This window comes from Bifidobacterium apousia, assembly GCF_007559275.1.
GTDB classification, from domain to species: Bacteria; Actinomycetota; Actinomycetes; order Actinomycetales; family Bifidobacteriaceae; genus Bombiscardovia; species Bombiscardovia apousia.
Genome location: NZ_VMHK01000001.1, coordinates 90,340 through 116,782, shown reverse-complemented (window position 1 = coordinate 116,782; position 26,443 = coordinate 90,340). Strand labels below are relative to the sequence as shown.

At 59.9% G+C, this 26,443-nt stretch carries 14 protein-coding genes and 1 riboswitch; of the genes, 2 read left to right on the top strand and 12 right to left on the bottom strand.

Going from position 1 to position 26,443, the window contains the following annotated elements; genetic code table 11:
• Nucleotides 1-24: 24 nt before the first annotated feature.
• The 6 genes from FPK30_RS00390 to FPK30_RS00365 form a co-directional block, all read right to left on the bottom strand.
• Nucleotides 25-1,497 carry a UDP-glucose--hexose-1-phosphate uridylyltransferase gene (locus tag FPK30_RS00390; protein ID WP_144084844.1) on the bottom strand — a complete coding sequence of 491 codons (1,473 nt, stop codon included), beginning with the start codon at nucleotides 1,495-1,497 and terminating at the stop codon, nucleotides 25-27.
• Nucleotides 1,497-2,582: a phosphotransferase enzyme family protein gene (locus FPK30_RS00385; protein ID WP_144084843.1), complete on the bottom strand. Its 1,086-nt coding sequence runs from the start codon at nucleotides 2,580-2,582 to the stop codon at nucleotides 1,497-1,499. The genes FPK30_RS00390 and FPK30_RS00385 overlap by 1 nt, the downstream gene beginning before the upstream one ends.
• A 28-nt stretch (nucleotides 2,583-2,610) precedes the next feature.
• Nucleotides 2,611-4,776 carry a 1,3-beta-galactosyl-N-acetylhexosamine phosphorylase gene (gene gnpA / locus FPK30_RS00380; protein WP_144084842.1) on the bottom strand — a complete coding sequence of 722 codons (2,166 nt, stop codon included), beginning with the start codon at nucleotides 4,774-4,776 and terminating at the stop codon, nucleotides 2,611-2,613.
• A 66-nt stretch (nucleotides 4,777-4,842) separates the two neighbouring features.
• The gene (locus FPK30_RS00375) at nucleotides 4,843-5,778 is read right to left on the bottom strand and encodes a carbohydrate ABC transporter permease (RefSeq protein ID WP_024627072.1); all 936 of its coding nucleotides are present in this window, start codon (nucleotides 5,776-5,778) and stop codon (nucleotides 4,843-4,845) included.
• Nucleotides 5,775-6,731 carry a carbohydrate ABC transporter permease gene (locus FPK30_RS00370; RefSeq protein ID WP_373924693.1) on the bottom strand — a complete coding sequence of 319 codons (957 nt, stop codon included), beginning with the start codon at nucleotides 6,729-6,731 and terminating at the stop codon, nucleotides 5,775-5,777. Before FPK30_RS00370 ends, FPK30_RS00375 begins: the two co-directional genes overlap by 4 nt.
• 143 nt (nucleotides 6,732-6,874) lie before the next feature.
• Nucleotides 6,875-8,200 carry an ABC transporter substrate-binding protein gene (locus FPK30_RS00365; protein ID WP_144084841.1) on the bottom strand — a complete coding sequence of 442 codons (1,326 nt, stop codon included), beginning with the start codon at nucleotides 8,198-8,200 and terminating at the stop codon, nucleotides 6,875-6,877.
• A 311-nt stretch (nucleotides 8,201-8,511) separates the two neighbouring features.
• Nucleotides 8,512-8,690, top strand: a riboswitch (Lysine riboswitch).
• A 96-nt stretch (nucleotides 8,691-8,786) separates the two neighbouring features.
• On the opposite strand from FPK30_RS00365, the gene FPK30_RS00360 reads away from it, so the two are divergent.
• Entirely contained in the window at nucleotides 8,787-10,262 is a 1,476-nt protein-coding gene (locus FPK30_RS00360; protein ID WP_144084840.1) for an amino acid permease, read from the top strand.
• A 204-nt stretch (nucleotides 10,263-10,466) separates the two neighbouring features.
• Entirely contained in the window at nucleotides 10,467-11,972 is a 1,506-nt protein-coding gene (locus FPK30_RS00355; protein ID WP_144084839.1) for an amino acid permease, read from the top strand.
• Between the two features lie 63 nt (nucleotides 11,973-12,035).
• Here FPK30_RS00355 and FPK30_RS00350 read toward each other — a convergent pair whose 3' ends face one another.
• The 6 genes from FPK30_RS00350 to FPK30_RS00325 form a co-directional block, all read right to left on the bottom strand.
• A complete protein-coding gene (locus FPK30_RS00350) occupies nucleotides 12,036-15,752 on the bottom strand; it encodes a family 43 glycosylhydrolase (protein ID WP_232345902.1) in 3,717 nt (1,238 codons plus the stop codon).
• A 26-nt stretch (nucleotides 15,753-15,778) separates the two neighbouring features.
• A complete protein-coding gene (locus FPK30_RS00345) occupies nucleotides 15,779-18,964 on the bottom strand; it encodes an immunoglobulin-like domain-containing protein (protein WP_144084838.1) in 3,186 nt (1,061 codons plus the stop codon).
• 146 nt (nucleotides 18,965-19,110) lie between these two features.
• Complete coding sequence (locus FPK30_RS00340) at nucleotides 19,111-22,089, bottom strand: Ig-like domain-containing protein (protein ID WP_232345903.1); 2,979 nt, start codon at nucleotides 22,087-22,089, stop codon at nucleotides 19,111-19,113.
• Between the two features lie 410 nt (nucleotides 22,090-22,499).
• Nucleotides 22,500-23,549 carry a ketol-acid reductoisomerase gene (gene ilvC, locus FPK30_RS00335; RefSeq protein ID WP_015022635.1) on the bottom strand — a complete coding sequence of 350 codons (1,050 nt, stop codon included), beginning with the start codon at nucleotides 23,547-23,549 and terminating at the stop codon, nucleotides 22,500-22,502.
• 264 nt (nucleotides 23,550-23,813) lie between these two features.
• A complete protein-coding gene (locus tag FPK30_RS00330; protein WP_231575821.1) occupies nucleotides 23,814-25,070 on the bottom strand; it encodes an MFS transporter in 1,257 nt (418 codons plus the stop codon).
• Nucleotides 25,071-25,469: 399 nt separating this feature from the next.
• Nucleotides 25,470-26,438, bottom strand: a complete 969-nt coding sequence (locus tag FPK30_RS00325) for an FAD:protein FMN transferase (RefSeq protein ID WP_144084837.1) — start codon at nucleotides 26,436-26,438, stop codon at nucleotides 25,470-25,472.
• Between the last annotated feature and the right edge of the window lie 5 nt (nucleotides 26,439-26,443).

Genomic DNA, 26,443 nt, shown 5'->3' with positions numbered 1-26,443 from the left:
CATTGGTGTTATTCATCTACGCCACTACCGGCAACCCAGCCCCCGCAGGAACCCCTCGGTCTGCTCGGGCCGCTTAAAGACTGCGGTGTTGCCCAGGATCCGGGCGCAGACACTGCCGATCTCACTCTTAAGGGCCTCATGTACCTTGTCTGGATCATGCGAACCCTGCAGAGTCTTAGTAATTTCGCCATACTCCAGGCTGAAGTCGGCTACTTGTTCGGGAAGCCCGGTACCTGCCACCAGGGCCTCTTCCAGGCAGGCAAGCTGGCCGAGCAGCCTTCCGGGCAGGACGAAGAGCCCCTGGGCCTCAATCAGGCCAATGGGTTCCTGCTTGACCGGATAGAACTCCGGATGCACATGGAAGATGCCATCAGGAAACTCCGAACTGACACCGTTATTACGCAGGATCAGGCTCATCTCGTAGCCTCGGTCGGTCTTGACCAGGGTGGGCGACAGGGCTGATTGCCGCCCTTCTGATCCCTGGCTGGTGATGTTCAGGTCCGGGTTATCGTAATCCACCCAGGCCTGCCTGATGGTCTCGCTGGCCTCGATAATCTCCTGCCGCAATGGCGAAACCACTCTGACCACGGTCCCCGGCCAGTCCAGAATCTCGATAGGGGTATCAGGATGGCCGTCCAAGTGCAAGGTTCGCCAAGCCCTGGCCTGATGCATAGGCAGGCGCTCTCCTCCGCCCTGATAGTGGTCATGGGCCAGAACGGATCCGCCAATGCGGGGCAGGGCAGCGTTGCAGCCTAGGAAGTAGCCGGGAAAACGGTCCACAAAATCCAGCAGGTTCCCGAAGGTGTCCTGGTCCACGTGCATGGGGGTGTGATCAGCGTTGACACAGATGCCATGCTCGCGAAAGTACCCATAGGGCGAGAACTGCCAGAACCAGTCATGCCCACCCAGAGTCAGGGGGATGGTCCGCAGTGTACGCTTGTCACGCCCGGCGAAGCCCTCATTTTCATGGCAGATTGTGCACTTGGGGTACCCTCCTGCGGTGCTGTTGCCCGCCGCAGCCTTCTTCATATCCTTGAATTCCGGCTTGGCCAGGTTGACGGTGACCACCACGCCCCCGGATGAGAAACGAGGGTTCCTATCCAGGCGGGACTTTTTGATGTAGGTGTTTTTGACGCAATAGTCATAGAACCAGTGCATGGCGGCCATACCACCCTGGGCCCTCTCCACCTGTGTGAAGCGCCACTGCAGATGGGATGGCCTGGAGGACAGGATTCCCATAACCGTATCTGCCATGGAAGGGGCATCATCCTGAGCCATAAGTCCGGCACCCTCCAAAGCCTGTATAAAGGATTCCAGGAGATCATCGACGCCACCAGAGGCGGGATCAGCAGGTCCATCCCCGGAATCGTAGGAGTCCAAGGAGAAAAGCGCCAGTATCTGATTGCGAACCCAGTCGACATCGGACGGGTCCAGGTCCAGACTTGCACAGGCGTACCCGATCAGAGCGTCAAGGCTCCGGTAAACCCGTTTCAGCATCAGCTCCTCACCTCTTCGACCACCTGGGCGGTCATCTCCTGCATTTGGGCATCGTCAGCCTCCATCTCCTCAACCAAGCGCATCTGGGTATGGGTCCGCACCAGATTGTGCTCCGGGTAGGCGGTAGCGAAATAGGTGTCGCCCTGAAGGTAGTCGGTCAGAAAGCGCATGCCGCACTCCAGGGTCATAATCCTGCAGGAAGCCGGGAAGAGGCTCAGCTCCCGGTCCACGGCCTTTCTGGCCACGGCTCCCAGGAACCCTTGAGCATAGGCACGGTAAAGATCGGGGTTGAAATGAACCTTATCCAGATCACGCTCATCCTCCAGGGCTGTCGAGGCGCCGAAACGGATGGAGTCGCCGAAATCGAAGAGCATGGATCCAGGCATGATCGTGTCCAGGTCAATGATGGCCCTGGCCTTACCGGTGGCGGCATCCATCAGGATGTTGTTGAGCTTGGTGTCGTTATGGGTGACCCTGAGTGGAATGGATCCATCGGCCAGCCCTTCCATGATGATCGGGTACTGGTCGGCACGTTCCATATACCAGTCGATCTCGGTTCGGCAGGTGGATGCCCTGTCTTTGATATCTTCCTGAACAGTCCGTTTGAAAGTCTCGAACCGTTTGGGGGTGTCATGGAAGTGGGCGATGGTCTCGGTCAGCTGCGAGGCGTCGAAGAGCGCCAGGGAGTTCTGGAAGCGTCCGAAAGCCTGGCCCGCCTCCTTGAAGACCTCTGGGCTGGGGACCAGATCGTAGGAAATCGTGTTCTCGATGAAGGCATAGACCCGCCAAGCCCCACTTGCCAGCTCGCAGTATGTATTGCCCTCTCTATTGCGGATGATATCCAGAGTCTCCTGGCCCTGCGAGCGCAGGAATTCGGTCACCAACTCGATGTTGCGCATCAGGGAGGCCGTATCAGGGAAAACCGAGGTGTTCATTCGCTGCAAAATGTAACGACGCTTGTCCGTTTGTATTAGATAAGTCTGATTGATGTGCCCGTTTCCATAAGGGGCAATGCTCTCCACACGCCCTTCGATGGGGTAGCGAGCGGCAACCGCGGCCAGCTCCTGATCTTGAACCGTCGTCATAATAGCCCCTTTCCTGCCGAACCTGCCCTTATGCCTGCTGCCAGACCATGGCGCTGGGTTCCAGGACAATATCTCTGACCTGGCCGTCCGCCTGACGAACGCTGGTCTCCTGGGGCTGGTCGGTGTTGTTGACGACGCAGTAGACACCCTCCTGTGGGAAGTAGGCCACCTCACAATGAGGGTTGGTGCAGCTCCAGTCCCCGTACCGGTCCTGTTGCCCACTGGCGTAGAAGAGGATCCGTTCAAGAAGCCTGGCGTTGACGGCCGAATAGGGCAGTCCGGAAAGGTAGACCCCACGGCCTATGCCATACTGGTTGACCGCCAGCTGCACCTGACCCTGGTCGGCCCTGAGCAGGGTGACATCCCCGTTGATGGGGTAGGTGTTCACCACTGGCTCTCCGAAGTCCGCCTTGCCGTCCTCGGGCAGATCGGCGGTGATGAAGTGCTTCTCGGTGACCTTCGGGAAGTACTTGTCTACCGAAAGGGTGTGGAAGCGCTCCTGATCAACGCCGAAAACGTCGGCCAATTGGAAGAAGCGCCCCTCTCTTTCCAGAGCAGTCGGCTGGCCTATGCCGACCAGGGCCCCTCCCCCGTCGACCCAGGATCGCAGGGTCTCCAGCAGGGCAGGATTCTTCCAGACCCCGCCACCACTGAAGGCCGTATCGGCCGGACCACCGGTGATGATCACATCCAGGTCATGATCCACGCCGTGGGCCAGAATGTCGTCGAAGCTGATGAAGCGGACGTTCACCCTCATGCCCGACAGTGCCTCCAGAACCCCGTAGTAGGAGTATGTCTGCTTGTTAGGCAGGGCGTGCGCCACCGTGTAGGCCATCCAAGAACGCATGGCGCCCCAGGAATTCAGCACCGCCACATTGAGCTGGCCCTGTGCCGCCCTCCCCTTGATCCTGTCGTGCAGATCGCGGAACTCGTCTGCGATGCGGGCCACGGTCTGAACGAACTTGGGGAACTTGGCCGCCAGGGATGGGTAGCCGCCGTAGCCCATGCGCGATATGGGGCTGCGCAGGATGGCCCTACGGGCCTTGCGCCAATTGTCCAGCCCCTCGATGCTGGGATCGTTGCCCTCATGGAAGGTATCAGGGAAGAAGTATGGCAGAAAACGACCTTCGGTATAGCGGACCCCTGGAATATCGGAGATCATGCGCAGGGTAGTACCGTCGCCCACGGACCCGACCACAGCATCCAGACCCAGCTTCTCGAAGCCCGGCTTGTAGGGCTCGGTGCCGATCCACTGGTCTCCCAGGAACATCATGGCTTCCTTGCCTGCCTGGTGGGTCATATCGACCATGGTCTTGACATTCTCCCGCACAAAATCCGAGAGGAAATCGATCCAATCACGCTGCGCCCTGCCAGGAATGCAGAAGGAGGAGTTGTAGCTGCCCTTATTGATGAAGTCCTCTGGACGCAGACGGTAACCGTACCGGGTTTCGAAATCGTCCAAGGCCTGGGGGGAGACCGTGCAGGCATATCCGAACCAATCCACCAGCTTCTCCCGGTGGAGCTGGTCGAAGATCAGCGTGAACTGGTAGAAGAAGGTGGTGAACCGGACCACGTCGGTCGCCGGGTTCTCATCCAGCCACTGCCAATAGGCATCCATGACGAACTTTCGGGTGGCAGGGTGGTAGATGTCCAGGGGAATCTCGTGTTCCTTGTCGCCCCAGTCGTTGGTCAGGTGGTTGTACATCTCGACCGGATCCCAGATGATGTAGGCCAGGAAGGACGCCGTGTACTCATGCATGGAGGTGGCCCCGGTCACGCGAACCAAGTCCTGATCCGGATCCAGGCTCCACTCCGACTGGTCCAGGACCCGTCCGGCGGTGCGGTCGATGACCTCCCAGTACCGGTGGGGGTCGGCATCCCTGTTGGGCCTGAGCTGCTGGTCGAAGTAGCGGTCCATCAAGGGAATCTGCACTTGGTCTTCGTGGGCCAGTACGCGCTCAGACATGAGGTAGACCTGCGGGGTCTCGTCCATGTGCTTGCTGATCCACTCGTTGTGGGCGCGAGTAGGGAAGTAGGCGCTGTACACCTTCATCCCTAAGTTCAGCAGCTCCTGGTCCAAACGGGTGCCGTCCGAGTTACGAATGGCATCCGCTCCCCAGAGCTTGGCCAGCTCCTTGGTCTTTTCGGCAAAGTTCTCTTCGCCCGGCAGGGTAAAGCGCCCGGTCGTGGTCATTGAATCGAATCTCCTTGGAATATCTCGTAACGGAATGACTGAAAAACTGTGTGCAGCCGTGGACTCTTACTCCTTGACCGAACCGGCGGTCAGTCCAGCCTGCCAGAACCGCTGCAGGCAGAAGAAGAGGATGATCACCGGCAGAACACCCAGCAGGGACCCCATCATCAGCGCCCCTCGATCGGTAAAGACCGGCAGAGAGACCAGACCATAGAGGCCCAGGGTCACTGGGAAGAGGTTCTCGCTGGAGAGCATCATCAGCGGCAGGAGGAAGTTGTTCCAGGTGGCCACGAAGAGGAAGAGGAAGATCGTGACCATGGCGGGCGCAAGAATCCTGAGCACAATCGTGAAGAAGATCCTGGCCTCACCGGCACCGTCGATCCTGGCCGCCTCCAGAAGCTCGGTAGGTACCGAACTTTGGGCGTATACCCTTCCCAGGAAGAAACCGAAGGGCGAGACCGAGCAGGGGATGATCACTGCCAGCATGGTGTTGCTCAGATGCAGGGCGTTGAAGATGGAGTACTGGGGGATGGTCATCAGCGCCGAGGGCATCAGCAGGGCAGACATGGCGATGGTCATGACGACGCCCCTGCCCCGGAACTGGAACTTGGCTGTGCCATACCCGGCCATGACCGAAACCACCGTGCCGATCAGGGCGGAGACCCCTGAATAGATCAAGGAATTGAAGACCCAGTGCCAGAACTGCGAGTGGGTCCAGCCCAGGAGGATCGAGTAGTTGGTGGCCACCGCCTGGGGAATCTTCTTCAGGTCGACAGCAAACCAGAGGCCGTTGCTGCTGACCAGCTGGGAGGGTGACTTGGTAGAGGCGATGATGGCCCAATAGATGGGAAAGAGGAAGTAGATCAGAGCGAAGACCAGGACCACGATGGTGGTAATCTTGACCACCTTGGTGGGTCTCATGGAGCGAGGCAGCTCATCGGCCTTCTGCTTGAGGAGCTTGTCCTGCTTTTTTGCAAGGCGTGCGGGATTGGCCGAGGTCATGATTCATTCACCTTCCTCTCGATGTATGCGTAGAGGGCGGCAAGGACCCCGGCAATCAGCGCCATGACAATTGCGATGGCTGAAGCCGGACCGTCACCCTTGGGGGTGAGGATGCCCCGTGATGTGTTCATGGCCATCATCATGGGGGTGTAGGAGTTCGATATGCCCTTGTCGACGGTCTGCATGACCTGGGGCTCGTTGAAGAGCTGGATGCTGCCGATGATGGACAGGAGCATGGCCAGGAGGGCGGCCCCCCTGACGTTGGGGAGTTTGATCCTCATGGCGATCTGGAAGCCATTGGCTCCGTCGATTCGAGCAGCCTCGTAGAGGTCACGCGGGATGGCCTGGAGGGCTGCCAGGAAGATCAGCATGTTGTAGCCCGTGAAGGTCCAGGTGGTGATGTTGGCCATGGAGGCGATCAGAGCGTTGGATGCGAAGAAGTTGACGTGTATTCCTATGGCTGCCAGGCCCTTGACGATGGGCGAGAACTGGTCGTTGTAAAGGAACACCCAGATGATGGCCGCGATCGCGCCCGGGATGGCATAGGGAAGGAAGTAGCCCAGCCGATAAGGGGTGACATGCTTGACGATGAAGGAATCCAGAAGCATGGCCAGGGCCAGGGCTGCGATGATCATGACCGGGACCTGGATGACCGTGTAGATCAGGACCCTGCCGATGCCGGTCCAGAAGGCCGCGGAGGTGACTGTAAATCGGAAGTTCTCCAACCCGACGAACTTATTGATCATCTCGCCCCCGCCGTAGGCGCCGCCGCCCGAGGCCACCTGCTGGAAGAAGCTCATATAGACGGCGTAGGCAATGGGGATGATGAAGACAATCGCAAAGAGGATGCAGAAAGGCATCATGAATGCCCAACCCGTCCGTTCGTTGCGTTTGGTGATCTCGGATCTCCTCTTCTTCTGCGCCCCTGCCTCAGCTGCTGTTCGATGGCTCATGTGAAAACCCATCCTCCCGGAACCTATAAGGCGAGCGACCTTCCAGCAGGCGGGGAACACGAGCCACAGACCCGGGTTCCCCAACCTGTTGAGAATTGTCAGGGAAGGCCTCCCTACTGTATCCGCCGAAGAGCGGTTACCGATCAATCCTTGGCGATCGGAAGGCCATAATCCTTCAGTGTGGCAAGGGACGTCTTCTGCGCTGCATCGAAGGCATCGGAGACCTTGGCTTGACCCTTGCCGGCCTTGTCCGCAGCCTCGCCGACGGCGCTGCTCACCGCGGAGAATCCGGGCATGTAGTTGAAGGAACCCATGTTGGCATTGGCCTTAGCGAATTCCGCCATCACGTCCTGCCCGCCGAAGAATTCGGTCCAGGACTGAGGGGTCTTGGCTTTCTCGGTGGAGGCCGCGACAATCAGACCCTGAGAGGTCAGATCAGGCACCTGGGTGTTGAACCAATCCAGGAACTCCATGGCCTCTGCCTTGTGCTTGGTGCCCTTGATGGCTGCAACACCCGAACCGCCGTTGGGTCCGGTCTTCTCGCCGTTCTTGAACCAGTCGCCGATCTGGGTGACCCTCCACTGGCCCTTGCCGGCATCACCGATCCAGTCCATCATGATCGGGGCATTCCAGGCGGCATCAATGGATCCGATGATGGAGCCGTCATGGAAGGCACCAGCGAAGGAGGGGTCGGTGCTGGGGGTCAGATTCATCGCCTTGGCATCGAGCAGCTGCTGGTAGAAGTCGGCCGTGGCCTTGGAGCCGGGCGTATCAACATTGACGACCCACTTGCCGTCCTTGATTTTGTACCAGGGAGATGACGCGCCGGAAAGGGCGGAGAAGGCCATGCCTGCACCATCGGGCTGGTAGGTCATGATGTACTTACCCTGAGCCGCTGCCTTCTTGGCCGATTCGATGAATTCCTCGGCCGTGGTGGGGACCTTAATGCCCAGCTTGTCGAATTCCGTCTTGTTGTAGTAGTAGACCATGGGGCCGGTATCCTGGGGCAGACCGAAGACCTTGCCGTCTACGCTCATAAGCTTGCTGGGACCCTCTGCGAAGTCTTTGGAGTACTTGCCTGCCTCTGCAGTGACATCCTCGACGATGCCCTTGGTATAGACCTCAGGCAACTCAGCGTAGCCTACCTGGGCCAGATCGGGAGCATTACCGGCCTTGACGTCGGTCTCCAGCTTCTTAATCAGGTCGCCGGGGCTGCCGTTGAACTTGGTAGCCTTGACCTGGATGTTCGGGTGATCCTTGTTCCACCTGGCCACGGTGTCCTTGACCATGGTCATGCCCTGCTTGTCGGGAAGACGGTGCAGGTATGTCAGTTCGACCTTGCCGCCCGACTTGGTGTCACCGCTCTTGTTGGCATCGGATCCGCCGGAGGAACCGCACCCGGCCAGTGCCATGCTTAAGGCCGCGACTGCAGCCATGGCCGCCATTATGCGTTTGTTGCTGGTTCTCATCTAGACTCACCCCTTCACAAAAACATCATTGTCTTACCTCGAAGTTCACATTCAGTATAGCAGTACTTATTTGCAAGGATAGTTTATTAATTCAATTATAAGAATTGTAGATTTAGCAAAGCAGTGCTAAACCACGGGATTTTCATTTGATTACCTTCGTTCACAATTGATATCGATCTATTGGATCCAATGCGTTCTAAGCGAGAGTAGTGATTTGCAGTAGCGGCGCTTTCGACGACTTCACCCCATGCCCTATAGGCGAGCGATCCGGCCTTGTCTGAGAATCCATCTATGCTTACCCGTAATTGCAAAGCCACTGAAGAGGTCGCCGAACCTATCAGTAACCGGGATCAGACAGTGCGGTGTCGCCTATTCCCGGCGAAAGGATGTCCGGCCGAAACGGTTCGGATCCGCCCATCCGACCCGTTGGGCCCGGGTCGAACAGGTCCGGGACTGTCGCAACCAGATGTTGCGGAGCGCTATGTGCAGTGTCACAGACAGGCAACCCGCCTGGATTTCGCCTGAGCGGAACCGGCCGGAACCGTCGTCATAGGGCTCTCAGGTCAGTTCGAGGAGAAGAGCAGTCATGGCGACCAGGCAGGGCGGGAAAGACGACCCCTCCGCATCCGACGACCGGGTCCAACGCAACCTCAAGACCCGACACGTCACCATGATCGCCCTGGGCGGCTGCATCGGCACGGGCCTGTTCATGACCTCCGGATCCACTATCGCCAAGGCCGGACCGGGAGGCGCGCTGGTGGCCTACGCGGCCATGGGCCTCATGGTCTACTTCCTGATGACCAGCCTGGGCGAGCTGGCCACCCACCTGCCCACTTCCGGTTCCTTCGCCGCCTACAACGCCCGCTATGTGGATCCGGCCCTGGGCTTCGCCATGGGCTGGAACTACTGGCTGAACTGGGCCATCACCGTGGCTGTGGACATCTCCACCGCCGCCCTGCTGATCCAGTACTGGCTGCCCCACACCCCAGGATGGATATGGAGCCTGCTGGTCCTGGTGGTCATTTTCCTGATCAACGCCCTGACCGTGTCCACCTTTGGCGAGACCGAGTTCTGGCTCTCCCTGATCAAGGTAGTGACAGTGATTGTCTTCCTGGTCATCGGTCTGGCCATGATCTGCGGCATCATGTTCCGCCCGGCCGTGGGCCTGGGCAACTTCACCTACAAGGATGCGCCTTTCGTGGGCGGATTCCCCGCCATTCTCAACGTCTTTTTGATTGCCGGCTTCTCCTTCCAGGGCACCGAGCTGATCGGCGTCACGGCCGGCGAGTCCGAAAACCCCGGCAAGGCGGTACCCAAGGCCATCAATGATGTCTTCTGGAGGATCCTGCTCTTCTATATCCTGTCCATCTTCGTCATCGCCGCGCTGATCCCCTACACCAGCCCCAACCTGCTCAGCTCCGCCCAGGGGGACATCGCCATGTCGCCCTTCACCATGGTCTTCCAGCGGGCGGGTCTGGCCTCGGCGGCCAGCGTCATGAACGCCATCATCCTGACCTCGGTCCTCTCGTCCGCCAACTCAGGGGTCTACGCTTCCACCCGGATGCTCTACGCCCTTGCCAAGGACCATTACGCCCCGGCCTTCTTCGGGCACACCACCCGTCATGGCATCCCCATGGCCTCGCTGGTCGCCACCCTGGTGGTCTCCCTGGCCACCTTTGCCGCCAGCATCTTTGGCCAGCGGATCTACATGTGGCTGGTGGCCGCTTCGGGCCTGACCGGATTCATCGTCTGGATCGGCATCGCTCTGAGCCACTATCGCTTCCGCCGCGCCTGGGTGGTCCAGGGCCACCGGGTTGAGGAGCTGCGCTACCATGCCAAGCTCTTCCCCCTGGGGCCCATCCTGGCCCTGATTCTGTGCATCATCGTCATCGGCGGGCAGAACATCGAGGCCTTCGTCAACTGGAACTGGCAGGAGATCGGCGTCACCTACATCAGCGTGCCCCTGGTGCTTGCCCTCTACCTGGGCTACAAGATCCGCTACCATACCCGGATCGTGCCCCTGAAGACGATGGATTTGAGCGGGGATCCGGAATCGCTATGAACAATTGGTCAACTAGCATGACATATTGTGGCCATGGGAGGCGGAAAGCCACACCAGTGGCATAGACTCCCTAATCGTTCGAGGACCGGCTCAAGGACCCGGTCATATGAATCTGTTCCGGCATCCAGCCGGCATATCAGGAATCGCAATTTCAGTACGACCCCGGACTCCCCGGTGCGTCGCCCAGCCAAAAGGAGGAGGATCATGACGCAGAACACCAGCAATGCAGCGTCGAACACCAATCAATCCGACCGGGCCGGGCAAGAGCACCATGGCTACGGCAGCGTCAAGCGCAACCTCAAGACCCGCCACATCTCCATGATCGCCCTGGGCGGCTGCATCGGCACCGGCCTGTTCATGACCTCAGGCTCCACCATCTCCACAGCCGGCCCCGGCGGCGGACTTCTGGCCTACATAGCCATGGGCGTCATGGTCTACTTCCTGATGACCAGCCTGGGCGAGCTGGCCACCCACCTGCCGGTGTCGGGATCCTTCGCCGCCTACAGCGCCCGCTACGTGGATCCGGCCCTGGGCTTTGCCATGGGCTGGGACTACTGGCTGAACTGGACCATCTCGGGTGCCGTGGACATCTCCACCGCCGCCCTGCTGATCCAGTACTGGCTGCCCCACACCCCGGGATGGATCTGGAGCCTGCTGGTCCTGGTCATCGTCTTCCTGATCAACGCCCTGACGGTCTCCGCTTTCGGGGAGACCGAGTTCTGGCTCTCCCTGATCAAGGTGGCCACCATCATCGTCTTCCTGGTCATCGGCATGGCCATGATCTGCGGCATCATGTTCCAGCCGGCGGTCGGCCTGAAGAACTTCACCTACAAGGACGCCCCCTTCGTGGGAGGCTTCCCGGCCATCATGAGCGTCTTCCTGATCGCCGGCTACTCCTTCCAGGGCACAGAGGTGGTGGGCGTAACCGCCGGGGAATCCGAAAACCCCGGCAAGGCGGTCCCCAAGGCCATCAACGACGTCTTCTGGCGGATCCTGCTCTTCTATGTGCTGTCCATCTTCGTCATCGCTGCCCTGATCCCCTACACCAGCCCCAACCTCCTGGGTGCCTCTGACGGGAACATCGCCATGTCGCCCTTCACCCTGGTCTTCCAGCGGGCCGGCCTGGCCTCGGCAGCCAGCGTCATGAACGCAGTGGTGCTGACATCCATCCTTTCGGCCGTCAACACCGGGGCCTACGCCTCCAGCCGCATGCTCTACGGGCTGGCCAAGGACCACTATGCCCCGGCCATCTTCGCCAAGACCACCAAGCGGGGCATCCCCCTGGCAGCTCTGGTAGCCACGGTCTGCATGTCCCTGGCCACCTTCGCCTCCAGCATCTTCGGCCAGTCTTTCTACATGTGGCTGGTGACCGCCACTGGACTGACCGGGTTCATCGCCTGGATCGGCATCGCCCTGAGCCACTTCCGCTTCCGGAGGGCCTTCAAGCTCCAGGGACACGACCTGAGCGAACTCAAGTACCACTCCAAGATCTACCCGCTGGGCCCGATCCTGGCCATGGTGCTCTGCGTCATCGTCATCGCCGGACAGGACATCCCCTCCCTGCTCAGCCTGAACTGGTCGCACATGGCCATGACCTACTTCAGCGTGGTGCTGGTCCTGGTCCTCTATCTGGGCTTCAAGTTCGTCAACCACACCAAGATCGTGCGCCTCAAGGACATGGACGTGTCCGGCGCCGAATCCGCCCGCTGAAGCAGAAGGTGCCCCGCAGATGATCTGTTCCATCTACGGGGCACCATCAGGCCAAGCCCAAGCCTAGGTCAATGACGATGACATCGACTTTCTGACCGGAATGGCCACCATCAAGGCCAGCGAAACCATGAGCAAGGCCGCCAGACTCACTCCGACGACATCCGTCCCGGTGGAGGACAAACCACCGCCCCCGACTGATGCATCACGGCCAGGGTCGTGACGACCATGCCCACTGACATCGGCAGAGATCAGACTGGTGCCTTGTCCCAGACTGCCGCCCTGCATCCCATTTCCGTCCGGTCTGCTGAGGGGAACCAGGGCCTTGATAGCCTCCTGAAGACCCTTCAGTGCCTGATCAACTGCAGCCTGGTCGGCATTGGGATCGTCATAGACAGCCTGTGCCTGCGTTCGAGCCGCAGCGAAAGCCAGCCAGGAACCGGACTCATATTTGCCCTGGTCCAAACCATCGGCCTTCTTCAAGGCAGCTGAAAGACCGGATTTGTCGACCTTGACCACGGAATCAACCACCTTGACCCGGACTTTCACATCAGGGTGGGCGAGCTCTTCATTCGCATCCATGTCCAGCACCGGCAGGCCATCCGCTGCCCAATGGACCCGGCGCACGAAGGTATCCCGCCCGGAATAGTTGCGGTAGCCATCCGTCTTGTTGGCGTATGCGTGGAAGACGTAGATCTGATTGCCGTCCTCATCCTCGCTCCACATGCCATGGCCGGTGCCCAGCTGCCACCTTCCGTTGAAAATGCCTGAATTCTGGATGGGGTAGTTCAGATTGCTCCAACTGGCTGGATCGGTCAGGTCGGTATTGCCTGATCCGTCGGCCACAGCCATGCCGGTGGTGTAGGTCTTGCCGACCGAGGAACCGGAATACATCAGATAGAGCTTGCCCTGGTGCAGGGTTACATTGGGCCCCTCGGCGATTGTGGCGTTCCATGCGTAATCCGGGGCGACGATCCTCACCGGGTCGGTGGTGACGTGAGCAGGGTCGGCAGGATTCATCCTGGCCAAATAGGTGGCGCCCAACTGCTGCCAGACATAATAGGATTGTCCCTTCTGATCCTGGAAGTAGCTCATATCCAAGGACATGCCGACACTTCCATCGGCGGCCAGGGCCAGGGGACGTCCGTCGGAACGAGTCACGGCTCGCGGCCGCTCCCAGCTGGAAGCGACGGTCGGGTCGAGATCATGACCTCCGGCATCCTGCTTGAGCTGCATATAGACGGCCTTGCCATTGGTCCACTGGTTTCCGTATCCCGCCATGAACAGGACTGTCAGCCTGCCGTTGATCTCGTGAATCTCAGGCGCCCAGAAGCTGTGCATGATCGGCTGCCCCTCTGCATCAGGATCCCCCGCCTTAAGGATGATGTGCTCCTTGGCGTTGTACCCGTTGGCATCAATCAACCCGGAATCCTGGCCAGGGGTGTCAGCCAGATCGGCGATGGCGTCGGCCATCCGCAGGGGCATATGAGGACTGCCATGCTGCCAAGTGCAGTCCCCTTCAATGTCATTGGTGGCGATCATGAGGTACTTGGTATCCACCCGATCATGGCCGTCCACCTGCCGCTTCCACTGCCACTTGTAGATGGAGGGATCGGCACGCTCCTCAGCGAAAGGAACCTTGTAGGAGGTCTGGCCAATGGTGCCGGTGACCTCATATTCCCCGACCTTGTTCAAGTCAAGATGCGAGGTATCCCAGTCTCTGATGGGCAGCGAACCCGTGGAACCGTCGGAATAGGTCAGTCGAGCGGTTTTCGGCAGCTTCAACCCGTTTGCTGAACTCCCCTTGGTCACGGTGATGTCCTTGAAACTGTCTACGCCGGTGTTGGTCAGACGACCGAATCGGGTTTGCAGGGCCTTGACACGGTCCTGGTCAATGACCATGGACGAACCGTGGCGATAGTCATCAATGCCTTGAACCCCTGACGCCGGTTGGCTGCCGCCGACCGTGGCGAACCGCCCGACATGGACAGGCCCATGCACGGAATCCTTGTCCTTGAGCTCAGCAAAGCTGGTGTACTTGGGCACTCCGTTGTCGTCATGCCACCCGATCATGGTGGTCTTGGACGCCGTATCGTAGACCCCATAGGGACTGTTGACCCCGTTGGTTTCGCCCAAGTCAATCAGGCCTGCGGAATTCGGGCTCTCCTCATAGGCAAGCAGGTCTGGGGACCGGGCAAAGAGCAGGTGACCAGGACTGTCCGGCACATCCGTCCCCCGGTTGGTGCGCACGGAGAGGATTCCGTAGGACCCATCCCCCATCATGAAAATCGCAGGATCCTTCAGGCTGCGCGCGTAGTCCCTGGTGTTCTGGTTGACGGGCTGCGAGGCGTAACCCAGCGGGAAGAAAATGCCATAGTTGCCGTTGTAGGGCTGGTAGCGCCCCGAGGCTTCGTCCTTGAGGGCCAGATGCATGCTGTGCGCGATATCGCCGTTATTGGCTGTATCCGCCGAGGTCGCATTGCGGTCGTAGGCAAGGAGGGTGCTGGCCTTCGACTTGGGAAGGATTTTCACCTCGAAGTCTTTGACGATGGGGTCGGCAACCCCTGCAGCGGTGATTCTGGCAGTGATCCGTCCAGAGACAGGCTTGTCACCAGCTATGGAGACCAGGCCCCCGTCATGGATGGAGATGCCGGAAGCGGCCTGCAGCTGCAGCGTCGTATGATCCGGAGCCACAGGAAGCTTGGTGCCCGAGGCGATCAGGGGCGGGATGACGTAACCGTCAGCCGCCTCCTGCAGCCTTTGGGCCTTGGTCTTCGTGCTCGGTTTGACAGTGATGCGGTAGCTCTTGCTGCCGGTCAATCCACGCACTGTGGTGGTAGCCGTCATGGTTACCGTTTGATCCTGAGCGCCGGAGGGCGGTTGGTTGACCATACCCGTATCAGTGATGACCGAAGGATCCGATGAGGACCAGGTTACCGTGCCTCCTGCTGTGGGAAGTGCCAGGTAGTTGCCGTCCACACTCTGGTCATGAAAGCCCAGGGCATCGATGCGTCCGTCCACCAGTTCGCTCCTGTGGATGTTGGCGTCGACAGTGCTGATGCTCCTGACCTGTCCAGCGTCCAAGGCCCTGCCGTAGACGCGGAAGTTGGCCACCTGGCCCTTGAAATTCACATCCTTCCAAGGCGAGTGGCCGATGGTGTTGAGGCTCTGGTCGCCAATGTCGGCAGTGGTGACGGGAACCTTGCCAGAGGCGACCTCCTCGCCATCGACATAGAGCCTGGCCATACCGTCCGACCCGTCCAAGGTTGCTGTCACCGACATCCACTGGTCGGCCCGGACCGCGCAGGAGCCCGACTGGACCAGATGCTCGATCCCCTTCGCCTTGATGCCCACCAGGGGCTGGCGTCCGAAGGCGCAGTTGAGGGAGCTGAACAGGTATTCCTGGTTGGAGGCGTTGCCGATGTTCCACATGAAGTGGAAGTTCTTCAACATGTCAGGATCCGCCTTGACCTCCATCTGGACGGTAGCGGAGGACTTGCCGGAAAGCAGATCAGCAGGCAGCCGAACCCAGCTGCCCCCTCCGCCCCAGTCCCCACCGGAAAGAACCAGGGACTCATCCTTCCACAGATCGTCTCCCGGGTTCTGCACCTGGGCTTGGCCAAAGGCGCTGCCAGGGGCGGTATTGGCGACTGTGTGCCCGTCCGATGGCTTGCTGGCGAAGGAGTACTCGGCCAGCAAATCGTCGGTGGGCAGGGTTTCAACAGCACCTGCTGCTGCGGGGATGAAAGCCAACCCGGCCAAGGCGGTCGGAATCGCCATCATCCAGGCAATCATTCTTCCATATCGTTTCACTTCTGCTCATCTCCATCCATGGCTGGTGCCGACCCCGGTCGACGGACGAAGAACCTGCAGACGGCAATGAGAACCAGCCCCAGGCTTGCTGCCGACAGGAGAACTGGAACCTTCGACAGGTCTACACCTGTGGCGGAGAGGGAGGGACGGGCCTGTGCATGCGGGTTCACCGTGCCGGAAGCATTGCCGGATGAATTGCCGGATGATGAATGCCCCGGCTTCTGGCTGTTGTCCTTGTCGGGCGCAGGCTGGGCGCTGCGAATCTGGGTCAGTTTGACCTGGTAGGTCCTTGTGGTGGCCTTATCCGCTGCTGTGACCTTGATCGTCAGCATCCTTTCAGCTGATCCGGGAGAATCCAGGGTCAAGGCGACAGTAGCGTGATCGTCCTTGGCGAGAGCGGCGATGTCGGCTTCAGTCAGTCCAGGCAGGTCGGCGAGCGCCAGCGTGGCAGTACCCTCCAAGGCCTGCGCCAGATTCACTGGTTGACCGGCCACGGTCAGAGACTTGAGGCTGGCGTCATTGGAGAGGACCTTGACCGTGACCTCCACGGGCATCCGAGAAGCATCCGCGGCGATGCCGCTTACTCGGAAGGTTCCGGGGTGGCTGTAGGAGGACGGATCCACGGCATCCCAAGCCACCTTCACCTGCTCCTTGCTTCCGTCAGCCTTGGTCAGCTCCACCTGGGCAGGAAGATTCGGCGTGGGATCCTGACCGACCTTCGTCTCGACAGACAGGGCCGGAACCGAGACGACCGCCACATGGGGCGCATAGGCCTCCAGGACCTTCTGATACTGAGCCCTGGTCACTGGCAGTACAGTGCCGTGCCGTGGCTTGCCGCCGTCCGTATTGGTCGGGAAGTTGGCTTCGGGCATCTTGTCGCCGATCACCTTCCACTGATCGGCCTTGGATATATTCTTGGTGGCCATCGGCACATAATGGTTGGGGCCACCGTGGTAATTGGGCTGATCGGCAAAGAGGTAGTACTGGTATCCGTTGACATCCCCATCGTTCGCCCGGAAAAGGGATGGGCCTTCGCCGGCGCTGAAAGTACCACCGTAGCCGTTGGCCTGTCCGCCGCCGATGCGCTCCCCGACCAGAGACCAGCCGTTAACGTCACCGGATGCGGCAGTGGGATAGGATCCGGCAACCTTGGCCAGAAGGTCCTTGGACTTCTCCTGACGCAGGGTCATGGTCTTCTCGTCCTTGTAGACGCGATAGTAGAGGCCATCCTCCTTTTGCACGGTGGCATCGATGGATCCCGAGCCGGGCTGACCTCTGCGGTCTACATCGATCCAGACCTGGGGCTTGGAGAAGTTGATGAAATCGTCAGTGGTGACATACATCATCCGGTTGTACGTCAGCGCGGTCCTTTCGGCCGGATCGGTATCCGGATACAGGTTGGAGGCCCAATAGACCACGTACTTGCCGATCTCAGCGTCGTAATAGGCCTCAGGTGCCCAGGTGTTGCCGGCATAGTCGTTGCTCACCTTGACATGCCGCTCCTGGGACCAGTGGGTCAGATCATCCGACTCCCAGATCTCGATGTATTTGGATCCGTTGGCCTGGGCACCCATGAAACCGCTCAGCCCTCCGGGGGCATTGGGGCGTCCGGATATCTTCAGATCGGTGGCCAGCATGTAGAACTTGTCGCCATCCTTGGACCTCATGATGAAGGGATCGCGAAGCCCCTGCTCGCCCTTGCTGGAGGTGAAGAGGGGCGAACCGTTATTCAGCGTGTTCCAGTCCAGTGCATTGTTGCCCTTGGACGCGGCCAGGCTGATCTTCTCGCCGCCGACGCCCTCGCCGGTGAAGAATGCCCAGACATAGGCCTGATCCTTGGAGTTGTCGGCAGGCATGGGCTGCACCTTAAGGGTGAACTCCTTGACCAGCCTGCTGTCGCCATGCCTGACCTCCACGCTCAGAACCACAGTTGCAGCCGGCTTGCCAGCGGCGGGACGGTTGACCTTCACGGTCTTGGAAGAGGCGTTGACGCCATCGACGATCACCGCGCCGACCGTTCCTGGATCCTTGACGGACCAGGTGAAGGAGGAGCCGTGCTCACCGAGCGTAGGTATGGAAACATTGGTTCGCACATCATCGGCATTCTCGATGGCCACGGCATCCAGATCAGCCTGCGCCTGCTCCTGATCGCTCAGAAGATGGGGAACCAAAACCTGATAGGCCTTGGTGCGAGTGACCCCGTTCAGGCTGAAAGTGGCCGTCAGCGTCACCTGCGCGTCCGGCTGCCCGGAAGAAGGCCTGTTGACGGTGACTTTCCCGTCGCGGTCCACGGCCAGGGCCGATGAATTAGATGTCCACTCCAGATCCACGCCCGAGAGATGCGTAGGCAGGCTGAAGTCCTCTCTCGCCTGAGTAGGAACCGTCACAGTCGGCATGATCTTCTCCAAGGCTTGGCTGGTATAGAGCCCCTTGACCCCAGCGGCATCCATGGCCTGATCGTAGATGGCGTAATCATCGACCTCGATCCTGCTCTTGGGATCGGGATAGGAGGATTTGCCCAGGTAGGCGACCAGATCCCCGTAATTGCCGAGGCCACCTTGGGGTATGGAGTAGGTGGAAGAACCCAGCGGAGCGCCATTGAGATAGGAGCTCATCGTTCCTGTGGAGCCGCTGATGACTGTGGTGTATAGAGCCATGTCGTCAGTGGATTTGGAGCCGGATGAGGGAGCCCCGGTGGACCCTGGACCCACTTCGGTGCCCCATGGGGACTTGTTGGGTTGATTGGCGGTCGCTGTGGTCATTACCGCCTTGACCCGCCCCGCAGGGTTGGATGGGTTGAGCAGGAAATACCCTTTGGCGGTATCTGCGTTCCCTATGTAGGCCGCTGAAGTATTCATGGAGCCGGAATCATTCTTCAGCCAGATTGAAACGGTAAGGTCCTGCTTGTCCTTCAAGGCACCGGTGGGAATGACCACGTCCTGGGTGCCGGTCAGCACGAGGCGGCCATCCTTGACGGAGGCATCACCTTCCAGAGTGGCGTCACTATGACCGTCAGAGCCCTCGTTGGCTATGGTCCGGCTGTTGGGGGCGGCATCGAAGGAATAGTGAACCAGCGGCTTCTCCCCCTCCTCAGCCGAGGCGGCAAGGGGCAGCAACGACCCCGATGCCAGTGTTGCACACCCTAGGAGCAGCCCCAGGGCTTTCTTTCCATGTCCGTTCATTAACGGGCCTCTTCCTGTGTAATGCCACCACATCATTGCGGTGGCTCTTGCATGCTCCCGGAACAGCTGGCTCCAGGAGCCTCTTGTCTTGGACTGCCGATGCCGGCCGTCCCTCGAAAACCCATAGGGACAGCCGGTCATAGCAGTCAGTGCCTGGATGCCGACCTATACCCGGCCGATCGCAACCAGCAGATTGCCAGGACTGCGCATGCGAGCGCAGCCAAGGCAATGACGCCAACAGATGCACCTGTTTGAGAAAGCCCCGGGTCCGGTGAAACCGACCCAGCACCACCTGCCTTGACTTGTTCAATGGGCGATGTCTGGGAGAGGTGGGTGTCGGATGGGCCAGGCCCGCCACTGTCTGCAGCCTTGGCGACCAGCCCGGTCACCTTGGTCGAGGATGGCTTGACCAGTTTGTCGGTGTACCCCTGATAATCGACTCTGATATCTCCGGAGACCTCATCCGGCACAGTCAGCGTCGCCTTTCCATCAGCCCCCAGTTTCACATCGGTCGTCCAAGACTGACTCAGCCGCGATGCCGGGCTTTGCGTGATGCTCACGGTGCCAGCCACATCGCCTTGGTCTTCAGCCTTGACGGTCACGGTCAGTTTGCGGCTGTCCGAGGCATACTCAGCCTGGGTTGTGGAGGCGACCGGTTCCAGATGTGAGGGGTTGGCCGTGGTGTACCGATGCATGGCTTCCAGAACGTTCCGAGGCACGGCGACGAAGGCCCCATGCCTCTTCGGGGTAGGCATGCCATCATCCGTGACATACCCGGTGACGCCCTTGCCGGGCTTCTTCTGAGTAAACCATCCCGGCGTCTGCGAAAGCCTGTGGGACCAGTCTGTTTTGCTCAGATCCGTCTTGCTGGTCATGAAGGGTTGATAACCCCCCGAATCAGCCATGATGACCATGGCATCACCGGCTTCGTTCTGGTTGACGTCATCCTTGTTCAGAGCTATGGATTCCGGCCCCTCAAAGGGAAGCAGCCGCTGGTCGAGCAATCGCCAGGTGCTGGTCTCATCAGCATCGGGATCCGAGCTGGACGTGGTGCAGGTCAGGCACTTCGAGCGTTCCAGGAAGGTGGACTTGCCATCCACTATGTAGGATCCTGCGGCACCGTTCTCCTCGTTTTTGGTCATTCGGTAGTAGTAGCTGCCGATTTTGAAAACCGTGGAGTCTATGCGCGAGTAGCCGGTATCCTGCCAGTCCCTGGCGGGGGTGAAGGTTTTGAAGTCCCTGGTGATGGCATAGCGCACGATGTTGTACGGGGAACCCTTCTTCCCGGTGACGGCCGTCGAGCGTGAGCCATCGGTATAGGCCCTTGAGGAGAAGAAGACCACATAGGCGTTCAGCGCGTCATCCCAGAATGCCTCAGGAGCCCAGGTCATCCCCTGGTTGGGGGAGTTGACGACGATGCCTGCATCCGAACCGTCCTCGGCGTTGGTCCGCGTCCAATTGACCATGTCCTTGGATTTCCAGGCTTCGATCTTCAGCGAGCCATATTGCTGGTTCTGGCCCCAGCCCTGGCGTGAGACCTTCAAATCGGTGGCGATCATATAGTATTCGTCGCCATCATGCGAGCGCAGCACGTATGGGTCGCGCAGACCGGTGGTGTCCGTCTTGGAAGTGATGACAGGGTCGCCATTGTTGATGGGGCTGAAGGAGAAGAAGTCATTGCGCTCGGTGGAGGTCGCCGATTCATACAGAGCCTCGCCGATCTTTCCGCCAGTCGTATTCGCGTCAGAGAGAAAAGTGACCGAGGCATACCCGACATTCGGCGCAGACCGTGGCTTTTCCTTGACCACGACATCAACGCTGCGCGATACGGTGCGCCCATTGCCCGCCTTGGCGGTGGCCGTCAGACTGACCTTCTTGGCATCGCCCTGCCCATAAGAGGGTCGGGTGACGATTCCGGCGCCCCGATAGGGGTCGGCTGCACCATTGGCCGGTGCCTGGTAATTGCTGTCCGTCGGACTGATGCGACCGGGATCGGAAGAGGTCCAGGTGACATCAACATCATGTCTGGGTCCCTTGGCCAGCAAAGGCAGGTTCCCTGTCGCCTGAGAGGGAACCCCGGCGATCAGCGTATCCACATCATCTTGGGCGGCCGTTTCCGGATCCAAGGGTTTGACGGTTACGTCGACTGAACTGACCAGTCCACCAGCCCGGCTGGTGGCGGTAATGGTGCTGGTTCCAGCCTTCACAGCCTTGACCTTGCCCTTGGCATCGACCGTGGCTACAGAGGGATTGGACGAGGCCCAGCTCACCTCCTGGCTGATGGCATTCTCAGGCGTGATTGTTGCGGTCAGCTGCCGCTCATCGTTCTCCGTCAAGGCCAGGGATCCGTTCACCAGGCCGGTTCCGGTCACGGTTATCCCAGTCGGCATGACCAGATCGGCCCCCTTGTAGATCTTCAGGTCATCAATAGCGCCATTCCAATAGGCATCGCCCTGATAGAAGGATCTGCCGATGTAGGTGGTGGAGCCCCCCAGATCGGAGAGCTTGATGCCGGTCTTGGTCTTGATTCCCACCAACTTATTGTCCCTGAGCAGGGCCATGGAATCATCCTTGATGATGATTCGGAAGTCATGCCATATTCCGTCATTGTTGTCCAGCTGCTCCTTGAAGGAGGGCTCATTGTGCCAGCCGTTGTCCGCAACGGCCAATTTGGCGCTGGTCTTGCTCAGATAGAAGAAAAGGTAATGCGAAGCATCCTTGCCGATAGCCAGTGAGAAGTAATTGCCATCGTCGGCATGCCTCGACTTGGCAGCGAAGTCGATGGTCGCCTCGTTGCCTATTGACCCGAAGATCTCCGAAGGCAGCTGAGCATATTGAACGTTTTTTGCAGCATCCGACTGACCGTTCTGCAGATTCAGCGCCTCGTTCCCGTTTCGGTCTCCGAAGGCCCCGATGGATGCCCCGCCGTGAAGGGTCATGGCATAGCCATTGACCGAATCCGACAAGTTTCCCTGGCTGAAGTCATAGGAGGCAACCGGGGTCAGTGATCCGGCTTCCTGCCCTTTTACGTCGGGTCGCTCAAGTGCGTATGCCGTACCTCCTGCGAAGGACAGCAACATCGGCAGGGTCACCATGACCGACACCAATGTTTTCATTGTTTTCATGCGCTCCACCACCTTTGGCTCATCGGGATATCGCAATCCCGCCTGCAGTGTCATGTCGACTGCTGGCTTGGCTTCGATGACTGCCCTTGAGTCCACACGACAAGTATTCATAGATGGGTCATGACTCAGGATTGATCATCACATCAGCACCTATGCCAAAATCCATTCTGACATCCGCGATTAGCCGCTGTCCCTGAAAAGAATAACGATTCAATAACAATAGATTCTCAGTATGAGCAAGTACGAACGGCAGGCATTCCCCCTACCGTATGGAACGAGGAACCATGCAACTGGGGCTCGACACTGAACCCCGATGCCTCAAATAAAAAAAAGCCGCAGACCAGATTCACATCGAATACTGGTCTGCGGCGATGCCAGGGAAATGGCAGCTGATACTCAGAACCTAGAGGTCACTGCACCTGGGAGCGGGCGATCTTGCCGGTGAAGGACTGGGCCTCGTCGGCATCCTTGACGTCCTTGTTCCAGGAGAACATGGCGCGCAGCTTGGGGCCGACCTCTTCGATCTTCTCGTGGGAGTACTTCTCCTGCAGCTCCTTGAACTTGGGGGCGCCGGCATCCTGGTCGTCAATGAACTCCTTGGCGAAGGAGCCGTCCTGAATGCGCTGCAGCTGGTGACGCATCCTGTCCTTGGTGGACTCGTCCACCACGGTGGAGGTGAAATCGCCGTATTGGGCGGTGTCGGAGCAGGACCAGCGGGCCTTGTTCAGACCGCCCTCGTTCATCAGGTCGACCAGCATCTTGAGCTCGTGGCAGACCTCGAAGTAGGCGATCTCCGGCTGGTAGCCAGCCTCGGTCAGCACCTCGAAGCCAGCCTCGACCAGGTGGTTGACGCCGCCCATGAGCACATCCTGCTCGCCGAAGAGGTCGGTCTCGGTCTCTTCCTTGAAGGTGGTCTTGATGGCGCCGGCGCGCAGGGCGCCCAGAGCCTTGGCGTAGGCCAGGGTGATGTCCCAGGCGTCGCCGCGGGGATCCTGCTCCACGGCCACGACCACGGGCACGCCACGGCCAGCGACATACTCACGACGAACGATATGGCCCGGGCCCTTGGGGGCCACCATGAAGACCGGGTGGTCGGCGCTGGGCTTGATGTAGCCGTAATGGATGTTGAACCCGTGGGCGAAGGCGACAGCCGCACCCTCCTTGATGTTGGGCTCGATGTCGTCCCGCCAGATGTTGCGCTGGTACTGGTCGGGGGCCAGGATCATGACGATGTCGGCCTCCTTGGTGGCCTCGGGCACGGTCTTGACTTCCAGGCCCTGCTCCTTGGCGAAGGGCACCGACTTGGAGTTGGCACGCAGGCCGACCACCACATCCACACCGGAATCACGCAGGTTCAGCGCATGAGCATGTCCCTGGGAACCGTAGCCGATGATGGCCACCTTCTTGCCATCCAGAACCGAAAGGTCCCCATCCTTCTCATACCAGATCTGTGCTGCCATTATCTACACTCCTTTATGTGCGGTCCAACCGGACCGGCTCTTCCAGGCCGGGGAACGCAAAATACTGTGAATTCCTGTCGTTGTTCCAGGCGGACGATGCTCTTTCGACCGGGGCGACGGATTTTGTCCTTGACCCCGATCCGTACCCTTTGGATACGGTATGCCTCCAACCATACTCGTGATATAGCCAGATGGACTGTCCGCAATTCGTTGTTCGGACACCGGCACGATTCGAGGAACCGGCCGGCGGGATGCCTCCAGGGCTTACTTGGTGAAGTCCACATCCTTGGTTTCGTGGCAGGTCAGCACTGCCACCAGGCAGCAGACCGCCATAACGGCCAGGTAGAGCCCGACCGAGCGCACTCCCCAGTGGGAGGAGAGCCAGGTGGCGATGGTAGGCACGAAGGCCGCGCCCACGATGGCCGCCAAGTTGTAGCCGATGCCGGAACCCGAGTAGCGCACGTTGGCGTCGAAGAGCTCCGGCAGGAAGGCGCCGATAGGCCCGAAGGCGATGCCCATCAGGGCGAACCCGACGCAGAGGAAGACCATGACCTGGAAGGTGTTGTGATGGGCCATGAGCAGGTAGGGGAAGACCAGGCTGAAGACCACCAGCATGACGGAGCTGCCGATCAGCACCCGGCGACGGCCGATGCGGTCCGCATAGACGCAGGCCAACACGATGAAGAGGGCGAAGACCAGGATGGAGACCATGAGCATGAGCAGGTACTCCTGGTTGGTGAAGCCCAGTCCGCCGCCGCCCTGGGACTTGGGCTTGGTGCCGTAGGCCAGGGACCAGGTAGCCAGGGTGTAGAAGAGGGTGTAGGTGACTGCGACCAGGAAGGTGGCCTGGAGCACCTGGCGCCAGCTCTTGCGGAAGACCTCCAGCAGCGGGGTCTTGACGACCTTCTGCTGATCCAGGGCCATCTGGAAGATAGGGGTCTCCTGCATGGAGACGCGCACAGCCAGACCCACGACCACCAGGATGGCGGAGAGCAGGAAGGGCACGCGCCAGCCCCAGCTCAGCATCTGCTCGGGGGTGCAGAACATCTCCAGCAGGAAGTAGGTTCCGTTGGCCAGGAAGAAGCCGATGGGGGCGCCCAGCTCAGGGAAGGAGCCGTAGAGCGCCCTCTTGCCTTCCGGGGCGTTCTCGGTGGCCACCAGAGCCGCGCCTGACCACTCGCCGCCCAGGCCGATACCTTGCACGAACCGGCACAGGCAGAGGACCGCCACGGCCCAGAGTCCCCAGGTGGCATAGGTGGGCAGGACGCCGATCAGGACCGTGGAGCAGCCCATGGTCAGCAGGGAGACCACCAGGGTAGTCTTGCGCCCCTGGCGGTCCCCGAAGTGTCCGAAGATCAAGGATCCCAAGGGCCGCGCGATGAAGGCTATGGCAAAGGTCAGCAGGGATGCCAGCAGGGCCACGGTCGGATCGGTCTTAGGGAAGAAAAGCTTGGGGAAATAGTTGGCCGAAGCCGTCCCATAAGCATAGAAATCGTAGAACTCGATGGCCGTGCCGACCATGGAGGCCCCGATGACTGTGCGAACCGAGCTGCGGGTCACACGGGTGCTGCCGGACACGGACGCTGCCGGGGCCGGGGAAGCAACACTGACGTCGTTTGCCGTCACTTCATCTCATCTCCTTATAGAAAAACCCCGCTGTTGGCAGGGTCTGATGCGATGAAGCCTATGCGTCCAGCCCCGCCTTCCGACGGGGTCGAACAATGAAGATTGTCGAGTCAGTCCGCCGGTGAGGACGGGCTAATAATTCGTGCGGACACGGTGCCGAATCGGCGGGTGTCTGTCAAGCTGGTCATCACGGCGAACCTCCCTTCATCATTCGCAAACCGAATGCGTTCTCTGCGCATCCGCATTGGTGCCGACCATAGGCCTGGCACCGGCTTGTTCAACGAGACAGGTCCACTATGTGGACGGATGGTCATTGGAGTCAGTGAAGAACCGGCCCGGAAATTCGTCGGAGATCAGAGCCTGACGGTCGGCACGCATCAGCGCGCAGGAGAAGGAAAATCCGGTGGCCAGCGCATCCGGCGGCACCAGGAAAAGGGCTGTAGCCAAACCGTCGGCCAGGCCCGTGGGGTGTTCGTTGTTCTTCTCGTCAGTCACTACCCAGGATGCCAGCACGCGGTCGACCGGACGGCCGTCGATGGCATCCAAGATGTGGTGAAGGGCTGTCAGTCCGGCCGCTGCGGCATCCTCGGACCGGTCGGTCCAATGGCGACGGCTGGGGGCCGAGGCGCACAAGGATCCATGGGACAGCTCGATCCGGCCCACGCCTGCCGACAGATCGCTGGGATCCTCCATGGCTATAGAGACCGGGTGAGAGGTCCGCATACGCATGTCGCCGCCAGCATCGATCAGATACTCTTCGACCCGGGGCTCGAGCAGATCGGCAATGAGGTCTACCAGATAGCCCTTGCCAACTGCGCCGAAATCAAGGCTGACCGGACCGGTAGTCACAAGGACAGCACCCTGACGCCTGAGGTCATCGCCCCAGGTCGGTCGCCCGTGGATCCGCCCCAGATGACCAGCGGCATCGGCCTGCAGCCGGAAGGTGGGCTGCCTGCCGTAGCCCAGACGGGTCAAGTCCTCGCCCACCATGGGGTCCAAGGCCCCGTCGGTGGCGGAATACAGCCTGTCATATAGGTCAAAGAGCCCCTGGCAGTAGTCAGGAAAGACAAACCTGCCCCCATGAGCAGCCTGGGCCATTTGCGCAGGTATGGCATCCTGCCTGAACCGTGACAGGGCACGCTCGTAACCCTCAATCAGATCAACGATGGCACCGTGCAGCCGTTCTCCCAGAGGCCTGTCCGTGGAGATGATGATTCCCGTACCGACCGCCCCAGGGAAGGCGGTCAGGCAGGGCAGAGCCATGGATC

Excerpts from the sequence above, each read along its gene's own strand:
- FPK30_RS00355 (WP_144084839.1), top strand. The coding sequence starts at position 10,467 with ATGACGCAGAACACCAGCAATGCAGCGTCGAACACCAATCAATCCGAC.
- FPK30_RS00350 (WP_232345902.1), bottom strand. The coding sequence starts at position 15,752 with ATGATGGCGATTCCGACCGCCTTGGCCGGGTTGGCTTTCATCCCCGCA.
- FPK30_RS00330 (WP_231575821.1), bottom strand. The coding sequence starts at position 25,070 with ATGGTCGGCACGGCCATCGAGTTCTACGATTTCTATGCTTATGGGACG.
- FPK30_RS00365 (WP_144084841.1), bottom strand. The coding sequence starts at position 8,200 with ATGAGAACCAGCAACAAACGCATAATGGCGGCCATGGCTGCAGTCGCG.
- FPK30_RS00375 (WP_024627072.1), bottom strand. The coding sequence starts at position 5,778 with ATGACCTCGGCCAATCCCGCACGCCTTGCAAAAAAGCAGGACAAGCTC.
- ilvC (WP_015022635.1), bottom strand. The coding sequence starts at position 23,549 with ATGGCAGCACAGATCTGGTATGAGAAGGATGGGGACCTTTCGGTTCTG.
- gnpA (WP_144084842.1), bottom strand. The coding sequence starts at position 4,776 with ATGACCACGACCGGGCGCTTTACCCTGCCGGGCGAAGAGAACTTTGCC.
- FPK30_RS00370 (WP_373924693.1), bottom strand. The coding sequence starts at position 6,731 with ATGAGCCATCGAACAGCAGCTGAGGCAGGGGCGCAGAAGAAGAGGAGA.
- FPK30_RS00360 (WP_144084840.1), top strand. The coding sequence starts at position 8,787 with ATGGCGACCAGGCAGGGCGGGAAAGACGACCCCTCCGCATCCGACGAC.
- FPK30_RS00345 (WP_144084838.1), bottom strand. The coding sequence starts at position 18,964 with ATGAACGGACATGGAAAGAAAGCCCTGGGGCTGCTCCTAGGGTGTGCA.
- FPK30_RS00385 (WP_144084843.1), bottom strand. The coding sequence starts at position 2,582 with ATGACGACGGTTCAAGATCAGGAGCTGGCCGCGGTTGCCGCTCGCTAC.
- FPK30_RS00390 (WP_144084844.1), bottom strand. The coding sequence starts at position 1,497 with ATGCTGAAACGGGTTTACCGGAGCCTTGACGCTCTGATCGGGTACGCC.
- FPK30_RS00340 (WP_232345903.1), bottom strand. The coding sequence starts at position 22,089 with ATGAAAACAATGAAAACATTGGTGTCGGTCATGGTGACCCTGCCGATG.
- FPK30_RS00325 (WP_144084837.1), bottom strand. The coding sequence starts at position 26,438 with ATGGCTCTGCCCTGCCTGACCGCCTTCCCTGGGGCGGTCGGTACGGGA.